The 11,792-nt window shown below is 60.8% G+C and carries 10 protein-coding genes; 6 read left to right on the forward strand and 4 right to left on the reverse strand.

What is annotated here, in order from left to right:
• The first annotated feature begins 90 nt into the window (after positions 1 to 90).
• The 5 genes from ATN38_RS10425 (at position 91) to ATN38_RS10445 (ending at position 7,664) form a co-directional block, all read left to right on the forward strand.
• Positions 91 to 1,530: an aspartate ammonia-lyase gene (locus tag ATN38_RS10425; RefSeq protein WP_050655022.1), complete on the forward strand. Its 1,440-nt coding sequence runs from the start codon at positions 91 to 93 to the stop codon at positions 1,528 to 1,530.
• A complete protein-coding gene (locus ATN38_RS10430; protein WP_007730398.1) occupies positions 1,530 to 2,975 on the forward strand; it encodes an amino acid permease in 1,446 nt (481 codons plus the stop codon). The genes ATN38_RS10425 and ATN38_RS10430 overlap by 1 nt, the downstream gene beginning before the upstream one ends.
• Before the next feature lie 15 nt (positions 2,976 to 2,990).
• The gene (locus ATN38_RS10435) at positions 2,991 to 3,953 is read left to right on the forward strand and encodes an asparaginase (RefSeq protein WP_058226847.1); all 963 of its coding nucleotides are present in this window, start codon (positions 2,991 to 2,993) and stop codon (positions 3,951 to 3,953) included.
• Positions 3,954 to 4,128: 175 nt separating this feature from the next.
• Entirely contained in the window at positions 4,129 to 6,828 is a 2,700-nt protein-coding gene (locus ATN38_RS10440) for a LuxR C-terminal-related transcriptional regulator (RefSeq protein ID WP_218747933.1), read from the forward strand.
• Positions 6,829 to 6,842: 14 nt separating this feature from the next.
• A complete protein-coding gene (locus ATN38_RS10445; protein WP_003942972.1) occupies positions 6,843 to 7,664 on the forward strand; it encodes a hypothetical protein in 822 nt (273 codons plus the stop codon).
• Here ATN38_RS10445 and ATN38_RS10450 read toward each other — a convergent pair.
• The 3 genes from ATN38_RS10450 to ATN38_RS10460 are packed head-to-tail and all read right to left on the reverse strand — an operon-like array spanning position 7,656 to position 10,741.
• Positions 7,656 to 9,356 (reverse strand): SulP family inorganic anion transporter, encoded by a 1,701-nt coding sequence (locus tag ATN38_RS10450; RefSeq protein ID WP_050655018.1) that lies wholly within the window; start codon positions 9,354 to 9,356, stop codon positions 7,656 to 7,658. The genes ATN38_RS10445 and ATN38_RS10450 overlap by 9 nt on opposite strands.
• Positions 9,353 to 10,066, reverse strand: a complete 714-nt coding sequence (locus ATN38_RS10455) for a GAP family protein (RefSeq protein WP_058038384.1) — start codon at positions 10,064 to 10,066, stop codon at positions 9,353 to 9,355. Before ATN38_RS10455 ends, ATN38_RS10450 begins: the two co-directional genes overlap by 4 nt.
• Before the next feature lie 15 nt (positions 10,067 to 10,081).
• Positions 10,082 to 10,741: a GAP family protein gene (locus ATN38_RS10460; protein WP_007730384.1), complete on the reverse strand. Its 660-nt coding sequence runs from the start codon at positions 10,739 to 10,741 to the stop codon at positions 10,082 to 10,084.
• 258 nt (positions 10,742 to 10,999) lie between these two features.
• On the opposite strand from ATN38_RS10460, the gene ATN38_RS10465 reads away from it, so the two are divergent.
• Positions 11,000 to 11,212, forward strand: a complete 213-nt coding sequence (locus tag ATN38_RS10465) for a hypothetical protein (protein WP_003943015.1) — start codon at positions 11,000 to 11,002, stop codon at positions 11,210 to 11,212.
• A 95-nt stretch (positions 11,213 to 11,307) separates the two neighbouring features.
• Here the strand turns inward: ATN38_RS10465 and ATN38_RS10470 are convergent, their stop codons facing one another.
• Complete coding sequence (locus tag ATN38_RS10470) at positions 11,308 to 11,724, reverse strand: hypothetical protein (RefSeq protein ID WP_003943077.1); 417 nt, start codon at positions 11,722 to 11,724, stop codon at positions 11,308 to 11,310.
• Positions 11,725 to 11,792 lie beyond the last annotated feature (68 nt).

The following is an 11,792-nucleotide window of genomic DNA, read 5'->3' on the forward strand; positions in this document are numbered from 1 at the left end:
GACTACTACTCGACCGTCAGCGCTGCGATCCCGAAATACACCCACCGCGCAGAGTGATGCTTGCGCGAAGAGACACGAGGAATTGATCAAGTGCTCGAAACGCGAACAGAACACGATCTGCTCGGCGATCGCGAGGTTCCAGCCGATTCGTACTGGGGTATCCACACCTTGCGCGCAATGGAGAACTTCCCGATCACTGGTCGAACAATCGCCACGAACCCGCATCTGATCCGCGGCATCGCTTACGTCAAGTGGGCCGCAGCCAGCGCAAACGAAAAGCTGGGCATCCTCGACCGCCCGCGCGCGGAGGCCATCTCACAGGCATGCAAGGAGATCGTGGACGGGCGGTGGCACGAACAGTTCGTGGTGGACGTCATCCAGGGTGGCGCCGGCACGTCGACGAACATGAATGCGAACGAGGTCATCGCCAATCGCGCGTTGGAAATCCTCGGCCACCAGCGCGGCGACTACGAACGGCTTCACCCCAATGAACACGTGAACCTGAGCCAATCGACCAACGACGTCTACCCCACGGCCGTGAATATCTCGACGATCTTCGCGATCGATGACCTGCTGGATGCACTTCTTACACTCCAGAACGCATTCACGACCAAATCTCTTCAGTTCGCCGACACAGTGAAGATGGGACGCACCCAACTGCAGGACGCCGTGCCGATGACCCTGGGTCAGGAGTTCGGGACCTACGCGGTCATGATCGAGGAGGATCGGGCGCGTCTGGCTGAGGCCGCTCTTCTCGTTCACGAGATCAACCTCGGTGCGACTGCTATCGGCACTGGCCTCAACGCACCCGCCGGCTACGCCGAGGTGGCCTGTTCCGACCTGGGCGCACTGACCGGACTGCCGCTGGTGTTGGCAACGGATCTTGTCGAAGCGACCCAGGACGTGGGCCAGTTCGTCCACCTCTCCGGCGTCCTCAAGCGGGTCGCTGTGAAGTTGTCCAAGGTGTGCAACGATCTCCGGCTGCTCTCTTCGGGCCCGCGAGCCGGATTGAACGAGATCAATCTTCCACCGGTGCAGGCAGGTTCGTCGATCATGCCGGGCAAGGTCAATCCTGTCATTCCCGAAGTCCTCAATCAGGTCGCGTACGAAGTCATCGGCAACGACGTGACGATCACGATGGCTGCGGAATCCGGTCAGCTCCAACTCAACGCTTTCGAGCCGATCATCGTGCACTCACTGTCCGAAGGAATGCGACACCTCGGTGCGGCTTGCCGCATTTTGGCGGACCGGTGCGTACTCGGCATCACGGCTAACACTGAACTGCTGCGCGCCCGAGTCGAAGACTCCATCGGCCTCGTCACCGCGCTCAACCCCTACATCGGATATACCGCGTCCACTCGGATCGCCCAGGAGGCGTTGATTTCCGGGCGTCGCGTCGCCGATCTCGTAATCGAAGCCGGCCTGCTCGACCGCGAGGAACTCGATCGGTTGCTCAGCCCCGAACATCTCGCCAATCTCCGCGTTTCGGGGGAGAAGCCTCATGCCACCGCTGTTGCGGAGGAGGTTTGATGACCGTCGAACGGGAAGAGACAGGCCGCGCCGAAGTTGCCACTGAGGAGGATCTCGGATATCAGAAGGCGCTCGGCCCCAGACAAATTCAGATGATCGCGATCGGTGGCGCGATCGGAACCGGCCTTTTCATGGGGGCGGGAGGGCGACTACAACAGGCGGGCCCGGCCTTGGTTCTCGTGTACGCGCTGTGCGGATTCTTCGCGTTCCTGATCCTGAGGGCGCTCGGCGAACTGGTGATGCACCGACCGACTTCCGGATCCTTCGTTTCCTACGCACGCGAATTCTTCGGCGAAAAGATGGCTTTCGCTGCGGGCTGGTTGTACTGGATGAACTGGGCAATGACTGCCGTGGTCGACGTCACGGCTGTGGCGTTGTACATGAACTTCTTCAAAAAGTACTGGGCGCCACTGGGACACATCGATCAGTGGATGTTCGCTCTGATCGCGGTGTTGCTGGTTCTCGGACTGAATCTCGTGTCCGTGAAAGTCTTCGGAGAGTTGGAGTTCTGGTTCGCGTTGATCAAGGTCGTGGCCTTGACCGCATTCCTCGGGTTCGGTGTCTATTTCGTACTCTTCGGCACGCCCATCGAAGGGCATTCCTCCGGATTCAGCCTGATCGCCGACAACGGTGGGCTGTTCCCCAACGGAATACTGCCGGCAGTCGTGGTGATTCAGGGCGTCGTGTTCGCCTACGCTTCAATTGAACTCGTGGGGACCACGGCTGGAGAGACCGAAAATCCCCGGAAGGTGATACCCAAGGCGATCAACACAGTGATCATTCGGATCCTCGTCTTCTACGTGGGGTCGGTCCTGCTGCTCTCACTGTTGCTCCCGTACACCGAATACCACGCCGGTGAAAGTCCATTCGTCACATTCTTCGGTTCGATCAACATCCAAGGCGCAGATGCGATCATGAATCTGGTCGTTCTCACGGCGGCGTTGTCTTCCCTCAATGCCGGATTGTATTCGACCGGACGAATACTCCATTCGATGGCGACGGCCGGTTCGGCGCCTGCCTTCGCTGCCAGAATGAACAAAGCCGGAGTGCCGTACGGGGGAATCGCACTCACCGGCGTGGTCATCCTGTTCGGCGTCGGGCTCAATGCTGTTGTCCCAGCGCAGGCCTTCGAAATAGTCCTCAATCTTGCGGCACTGGGCATCATCAGTGCATGGGCGGTAATTGTGCTGTGCCAGTTGAGGCTCTGGCAACTTGCGAAACAAGGCAAAGTCACTCGCCCTTCCTTCCGCATATTCGGCGCACCGTACACCGGGATCGCGACACTGGTCTTTCTTGCGGTCGTTATCGTGTTGATGGCATTCGACAACCCCGTTGGAACGTGGACCGTCGGATCCATCGCGATCATCGCACCGCTCTTGATGATTGGTTGGTACGCCGCCAGGAATCGTATTCGCGAGTTGGCCATCCACCACCCCGCAGCTTGACGTGAAAGGACCACAGTGTCGAAAGTCGCAGTTGTCACTACCGGTGGCACCATCGCCAGCACCCGGGATGCGCATGGAATCAGCCGGCCCGCAATCACCGGTGCAGATCTGGTCGGCAACGAGCAGACCGACATCGAGCTTCGAGTCGTCGACGTGATGTCGAAGGACAGCTCGAGCATGACCTTCGCGGACATGGATCGTGTTCGCGACGCCGTAGCCGATCAATTGAAAGATCCCGGACTCGACTCGGTGGTCGTGCTTCACGGCACCGACACGATGGAGGAAACTGCGTTCTTGTTGGACCTGCACCACGACGACCAACGCCCGGTGGTCTTCACCGGCGCGCAGCGCACTTTCGACCATCCCGAATCCGACGCTCGTTCGAATCTCGCCGCGGCGATCTCAGCCGGACTGGACATCTCGTCACACGGGCGTGGTGTCCTCATCGCCTTCGGCGGTTCGGTCCATCCAGCCGCAGGTACGCGAAAGTCCGATACGACGGCACTCGATGCCTTCCGCCGCGTGCACATCGATCCGCTCCTGCTGCGTAATCCCGAACCATTGCCGTGGCATCCGATTTCGGATACCCGCGTCGACATCATCGCCGTGTATCCCGGGGCAGACCGCGTACAAATCGACGCCTGCGTGCACGCCGGGGCGCAGGGACTTGTTCTCGACGGACTCGGTTCGGGAAATGCCAATCCGACGATAGTCGAGGCCGTACGAGACTGCGTAGGCGCTCACATTCCGGTAGCCGTGACAACTCGGGTGCCCTCGGGGCCAATCTCCCCGGTTTACGGTGGCGGTGGTGGCGGGCACGACTTGATCGCCGCAGGCGCTGTATTTTCCACCGATCTTCGAGCCGGGCAGGCACGTGTACTTCTGGCAGCCTTGTTGTCAGATCCGGATCTCGTGGGCCTGGAAAAGGTATTCGACCGCTATTCGAGGTTTGCTCGCACCCCGCCGTTCGGGCGGTAGAACTGGCGACACCATTCATTGTTCGAAATTCACTCCACTAAATCAGGGACTTTGGTCCGAATTTTCGACTTGGACGCTTATTTGGTGTCCGAATTGGGTAGTTTCACATCATCTAACTCGTTCAAAATTTCGATCCAGCGGTCACGTCCAGTGCAGCCAGTCGAACAGGAGTCGGATGAGCAGCCCATTTCGTGATGCCGCTGCAGTAACGCTCGACGCGTCTCACCGCGTCGGGCAAGCGCACGTGCCAGGCGCCGCACTCAACGGTCGTTTTCACCCGCCAACTGCCGTGAAAGGACTGGTCGCGCGTCCGCGCCTGCACCGCAAACTCACCGCATCCACTGCCACCAAAGGCTCAGGCCCCGGGCCTGTCGGGTTGCTCTCGGCTCCGGCCGGTGCGGGGAAGACCCTACTTCTGGCCGATTGGGCTCGCGAATATTCTCGAGCCTCCCCTGATGTTGCGCTGGCCTGGCTGACGTTGGCCGAGCGCGACAACAACGTGTCGATACTGTGTGAATCCCTCGCCGAGGCGATCGCGACCTCCGTCGATGCGGCCGGCCAGAGGCTCCCCGTGCAGACCGGATCCAGGCCGCCCGTCGAGCAGTGGCTCGCGCACTTTGCGGAAACCCTCGAAACGCACGAGCGCCGAACAACGTTGATCCTCGACGACGTTCACACCCTCCACGATCCGATGTCGATCGGTCTCCTCGATCGGATACTCACACAGACCCCGGGCAACCTGTCGATTATCGTTGCCGCCCGCTACGAACCACCGCTCACGTGGCATCGTCTGGCTCTCGACGGCCGACTCACCCGCTTTGCATCCACCGATCTCGCTTTCGATCGCTCCGAGATCACCGCGATATTCGGCGAGTACGACATCACGCTGCGCGACGACGAACTCGCAATCGTCGAGAACTTCACCAAGGGGTGGGGCGCCGTCGTTCGCCTGACCGCCGCGTTTCTGGCCGGCCGCAGTGACATCGGCGATGCACTGGACGAGTTCACGCACACACCCCGCCCGATCGCCGACTTTCTCGTCGACGAGGTACTGACGTCCTTGCCCGAACATGTCACCTCGTTCATGTTGCGAACATCGGTAGTCGATTCTTTCTCCGCCCAACTGGCGGAAACTCTGACGGACTCGAACGCTCTATCCGAGATCGACTCGCTGATTCAGTTCAACTTCCCCGTGACCCGTACCGATTCCGCCGACCACACAACGTGGTTCAGCTATCACCCTCTCTTGCGCGAGCACCTTCGGGCAGAGTTCCGTCGCGTCGATCACGTCGAGAGAAACCGCGTACACCTGCGAGCAGCAAGCTGGTTCGAAAGCAATCACTTCGAACTCGAGGCGCTCGAACTCGAGGTGTCGATCGGAGACCCACACCGCATTCTCGCGTTTCTCGAACGCTGCGGGCTGGGCCTCGTACTCGACGGGCACTGCGGGGACGTCGTGCGAGTCCTGGAATCGGTGTCGACGCAGGTTTCGGAATCCCCGATCACCCGACTGGTGCTGGCGGCGGCCGCCCTCCACTCCGGTGACGTGACCTCGGCGACCACGTGCCTCGATCTTCTCGAGGCAACTCATCCACCGATTGCAGAAGATCCATTGTTCCTGGCGATGAGCCTGGAAATCTCCTGCGTTACGGCGACTTCCGACAACGAGCCGCTGGCGGCACGTCTGGAGCGGCGTCAGAAAAGCACCCACTCCGACATCGAAGCCTACGCACACATGGAATTGGCGACGGCACACTTACTGCGACGTGAGTTCGACAGGGCGACTGTCGAATACACTCAAGCCGTCGCACTCGGGACAATACGGGGCAGGGCGCGATTCGTCTTGAAGTCGCTGACCGGACTGGGCTACGTAGCTTCTCTCAGCGGAGACATCGGGGCGATGAGGGCTCACTCCGTCTACGCTCTCGACTACGCGGTCGAACATCGCATCACGACGACTGCGGAGTACGAGTTGTCCGCGTCGGTGGCCGCCTTTGCCACATATCTCTGCGCTTCGAGCGAACTCCCGTACCGCATCCCGACAATCGGAAACTACCGGAGCACAGACGTTCTCGGCGCCAGCGCGCCGGTGTTCGGGTGGCACTCCGTCGTAACCTTCGGCCTTCACGGTCTCGACGGCTCGACCGACCGACGCTCGACCGCCGCCGATGTCCGCGACGCGATGCTCAGCGCGATCGAATTACGTACCTTCGCGTTCGCGACCTTGGCTCTTCTACCACCCGTCGTCCACGCATGCCTTTCCGTCGGCGAGGTGGAATGGGCAGCGAGACTCGTGCGTGACGCAGCCGATCAATTCGGAGAAACGTCGGAGATACATCTCGCACGGGGTGCCGTCGCCTTCTCGTCCAACAAGTTCGCGGAAGCACTCGTCGAAGTTTCCGAAGCTCTCGGGTCCTCCGAAATCCCGTTGCTCGCACATCACGTCTACGCCTGGACACTCGAAGCCGGGATCCACGCTGCAACAGGTCACGAGCGCAAGTCGTTTCGCTCCCTCCACAAAGCGCTGCGCGCCGCGGAAGCCGGTAGCCTGCTACGCCCCTTCCTCGACTACGGCGCATCCCTGCGGCCGGTGTTCGACGAGTTCAGTGGACATTTCGGAGATCAAGAAGCATTTGCCGAACAGGTACGTAGCCGCATTCGCCCACAAGAATTGGTGAGTGCACCGATCCTCACGCCAGGCGAATACACCGTACTCCGTGAACTGGCTTCCGGAGACACCACCGAGTCCATTGCCGACACGCTGTTCCTTTCCGTCAACACCATCAAGACGCATCTTCGCGGGATCTATCGCAAGTTGGAAGTGAGCAACCGACGCGACGCGCTCAAGGCTGCGCGACGCGGCGGACTCATCTGAGCAAGACTGCTTCCATGCCCCCGAAGCTGTATTCCGATACGCGCGATCGATTGACCGTGTGGGCGAGACGTACACCCAGTCGACGGTTGGCGACTGATGCAACCATCGGGGTCTTCGAAGTCGGGCTCGTGGACAGCGCCATGACTTTGGCGGCCCAGGCCTTTACGTCATTGCTCCCGGTCATGATTGCAGCGTCGACCTTGGAGAAGCTGAAGCCGTTGGCTGATGCCGCCAAAGACGACCTCGGCGTCCAACTCCCCGACACCGTATTGACCAGTACCTCTACCGCGGCAGCGTTCGGGATTGTCGGCTTGCTCATGCTGCTGATCAGTTCCACGTCCTACGCTCGCGCTCTCGGCCGGATGTACGGACGGATCTGGAGCGTGCCGACGGCGACACTCCGTCAGGCGTGGCGGTGGTTCGCGGTAGTGTGCGTCGTGGCCGCGTCGGTGGTCGGTGCGGCCCTGTGCCGTGAACTGAATGGTGTTCCGGGAGTGGGCAGAGTCCTGGAATTCACAGCGGTCTACGTCGTGTGGGCACTCGTGTGGACAGCCGTGCCCATGCTGCTGACGGCCAATCGCATGACCACTCGAATGTGCGTCGGGTCAGGATTGCTCACCGCGACGGGCCTGACCGGACTGCACGTGGCCGGCACTCTTTTCCTCCCCCGAATGACAAAGACGTCGCAGGACGAGTTCGGTCTTCTGGGCGTGATGTTCACCGTCATCGGCTGGCTGTTCATCTTCTCGGCCATCGTGGTTGTCGCGTCGTCGATCGTCGGATCAGTGGCCAAAGATTCCGGTCCCCTGGGAATCTGGCTACGGACATCACGCTGAGGTGTTGTCTCGACCTGCAAGCGCTTTCGAGACGGTCGGATAGACGTCGACCTTCAGCGCGCCCTGGTCGGCACCGGACAGAACGTCGCGGAACTGCCCGATGTCGCGTGCCACTCGGAAGCTCACATTTCTGCGTGCCAACGAATCTCGAAGCTGAGCCAACATCTGCGCAGCGCTGACGTCGATGAACGGTGACGTCTCGGCGTCGAGAACGACCATGGTGGTGCCGGCGGTCACCAGACCGGTGATCTGATCACGCACGTGATCGGCATTGGCGAAGAACATCCCCGCTTCGACCCTGACCACTACGACGCCGTCGAGTGTCTTCAGATCAGGATGCCCACTGATGTCGACCCAGCGCGTGCCGTCCTTGGCCAGAGCGGCCACGTGCGGTTTGGAGACCCGATACAGGAGCAGCAACATCGAGACGGCGATTCCGATGATCAGACCGGGCAACGTGTCGAAGAGGAGAACCCCGAACATCGCCGCGATCGCCGCCGCGAAATCGGCCCGGGCAGCGTGCCCGTAGATACTGCCCAACCTCTTCGTCCACACCCGGTACAGCGCTGCGAGGGAGGAGAAATCGACCAGTTCGATCACTGCTGCGATGACCACAGCCGAGAGCGTCGCCTCTGGCAACTTCTCGAACAGGCCGGTGAGAAACAGCAGTGTCACCAGCGTCAGCGCCGCGACCACCAGTCCGCTGACCTGAGATTTGGCGCCCGCTCCTCCGTTGACGGCGGTCTTCGACAGGCTGCCGTTGACCACCATTCCCGAGCAGAGACCCGATCCGAGATTGGCCGCACCCAGTCCTGCCAGTTCACGATTGGCGTCGATGGTGTAGCCGGCTTTGGCCGCGTATGTCTTTGCAGCGCCAAGACCTTCGGCGAAACCGATGAGCAGAACGCCGACCGCAGGTCCGACCAGGTCGAGGTAGTCCTCGGCTCCCACACCACTCGGCAGACCCATCGACGGCAGGCCCGAGTCGATGTGTCCGACAATGTCGATGCCACGATCGTCGAGGCCGAACAACGCTACTGCGGTAATGCCCAGCAGCACGACGAGGAGCGAACCCGGTACGAGCGGAAGCCATCGCTTGACGCCCAGGACCATTGCCAGGCTGAGCAATCCGATGATCACGGTCGGTAGGTCGACCTCACCCAGTTCCTTCACCACTGTCCACGTCTGGACGAAGAAGTTTCCCTCCCCCTTGTCCACGCCCAGGAGTTTGGGTACTTGACCGATGATGATCGTGAGCGCCAGACCGACGATGAATCCCTTGAGAACCGGCTCGGAGATGAAGGACGCGATGAATCCGAGGCGCATGAATCCTGCGAGCAGTCCGACGAGCCCGGTCACGATCGCCAATGCCGCCGACAGCGCGATGAATCGGCCGTCGTTTCCTGAAGCCAATGGCGCAATCATCGCCGCGGACAACGCTGCGGTCGCCGACATCGGCCCGACGATCAGATGGCGCGAACTGCCGGCTGCTGCATACAGAATCAATGACGGAACCGCAGCATAAAGCCCGACCACCGGCGGAACTCCGGCGATGGTGGCGTACGCGAGCGCTTCCGGAACAAGGACAGCCCACACCGTAAGGCCCGCAATGATGTCGGGGCGAAGCCAAGCGCGTTGATAGTCGGACAACGATCCGAAGACCCACCAGGTCCGCGTGTGCGGAGCACTCATAGTCCTTGCACCCCTTTACTGATCTGCATCGCCGCGATCAGGACGAGGAGCCCGACGTTCAGCAAGTGCGTGTTGGTGGCTATCCAGGTGCGGATCTTCAGCAGCGGTTCGGTTGCCTCGTCCTTCTTGATCAGCAGGAGGGCAACAGGTACCGCGACCGAGGTCACGGACACCAACGAGAAGATCACGGCCGAGACGATCTGCGACGTCGGTGCCACGGTGCTGAGACGAAGGTTCATCGCTGCTGCGATGGCACACGACATGTCGATGGGGTTGAGAACGAACAGCGCGAAACCGAGCACACCGGATCGCATTGGTTGGAAGTGCTCAACCGATTGCAGCATCTTCGGCAGCTGAGGGGCCGCAGCCACAACGTCGCCAGGGGCAACTGCAGCCGCCATCGCCTGAACCCCGCGACGACTGCGTGAGTAGACGAACCAGGCACCCGCCAGCAGAGTTGCCCCGAGAACGAGATGGATGACGGGCACCCACAGCGGAGGGTGTGTGCGCTGATGAACCTGGAGTGCGGTCAAGATGACGTACGAACCGGCCAGCGCGACAACTATTCCGAGATACCACCCGATCAGGTACGCAATGCTGTTGATACGCGCTCGTTCGGAAAACAGTACGGCCACAACGGCGACAACCGCCAGCGGGCTCATGATGATCCCGAGCGCCAGCGGGATCTGTTGCAGTAGCAGCGATCCCATAACTACCTCCAGTTGTCAGAGACCGCCGATGCCCTTGCCGATGAGAACAACACCGATAACCAGGATCAACACACTCATCACCGTGGCGTTGTTTTCCTGCAACCACACCTTCAGCTTGGCCAGCGGACCACGCAGTCGCTCCGCGGCAACGAGGTAGCCGATCACGGGCACGCACACTGTGCAGGCCGCGATGATCGTGAAAACCAGAATGGCGACAACAACTTCTCCGGAGCCCAATGACGCGGATCCGATCGAGATTCCGGCCGCGATACACATCATCAGATTCTTCGGATTGATCGCAGCCAGAGCGAAGCCCAAGCCGAGGCCTTTGACAGCGGTCATGTCATCGATGGCGTGCATCCACTTCGGGGTTTCGTGCTCGCCTCCGCGTCCGCGCCATTGCTTGACTCCGAACGCAAGAAGCAATACACCCAACGCCAGCTTGATCCACGACACTGTCGCTGACGGATCACCTTCGGAGTCACCGAGCTTGCTGGACAGAAGCACGAAGATCACGGTGGCGACGACGATTCCCAGTATCCAGCCCAGCGCGAACCCGACGCTCGTGCTGCCGGCACGCTTGGACAACAACATCAAGATTGCCGCGATGATCGGGATCGGCGATACCGCAACGCCGACCGCGAGGGGTAACAGATCCCCGATGACAGATCCCATGCCGACCTCTTCTCTCTCCCGGTCGACACTAGGGGTGGCGACTCTACGGAGCCTCACACAAAAGGGATGAACGGACCCGCGACGACATTCACCCGTAGGGGATGACGCCCCGAGCGCGTACGGGAGTAAGACTGGATCCCACGGATGCGGAGTCCTGGATCGGGCAGCGACGCCGATTGCACTTGACGACATGCGATTTCGAGGCTCGGAGCGCTGCCTTCTCGAACCTCATGGCCCTACGAAATGGAGCGGATACTGATGAATGCTCCCACTCGGTATCAATTCCTCATCGACGGCGAAGTGTCGGACCGCGTCAAGGCCGCATTTCCTGAACTCAGTGTCGCCAGTGCCGCCGGCGGGTTCACCAGTTTGTACGGACCCGTCGCGGACCACACGGCTATGCGGAGCATCATGGCCCGTCTCGATTCCCTCGGCCTGACCGTCGCCGAAATGCGTCGACTCCCAGACTGATCCGAGCCACACCCTGTCGAAATGTCCCACGCACGAGCGATGGTCCCGACCGAGTCGACTCGGTCGGGACCAACTGCTCTCGGGTTGTTCGGTGCCTAGACTCTGTCCCTGTCCCAGGTCGCGACCGCCCAGATCACAACGACATCGAGCGCGATGACCAGGATCGACCACAGTGGGTAATACGGCATCCACAAGAAGTTGGCGATGATCGAGAGCGACGCAATGACGATTGCCGCCGCCCTGGCCCACACTGCACCGGTGAAGAGGCCGAGGGCCACCACGATCCCGATGATGCCCAAGATGATGTGGATCCAACCCCACGTCGTGATGTCGAACTTGTACGTGTAGTTGATACCCACGACAAACAGATTGTTGTCGGCAACGGCCGCGATGCCCTGAAGCAGAGCGACAATGCCTGCGGTGAGCAGCAGAATTGCTGCTGCAAACGTCGTACCTACCGCGAAACCCTGCCGGACAGGGTGATTCGCGGGTTCCCGCGGTGGAGCAGTCATCAGCGTTCCTTTCGACAGAATGCACTTCCCTTACTCAGTCTCGAGGGGCTGGAAGGCGAAAACATCAC

This window comes from Rhodococcus sp. FH8, from assembly GCF_019266085.1.
Lineage (GTDB): Bacteria > Actinomycetota > Actinomycetes > Mycobacteriales > Mycobacteriaceae > Rhodococcus_F > Rhodococcus_F qingshengii.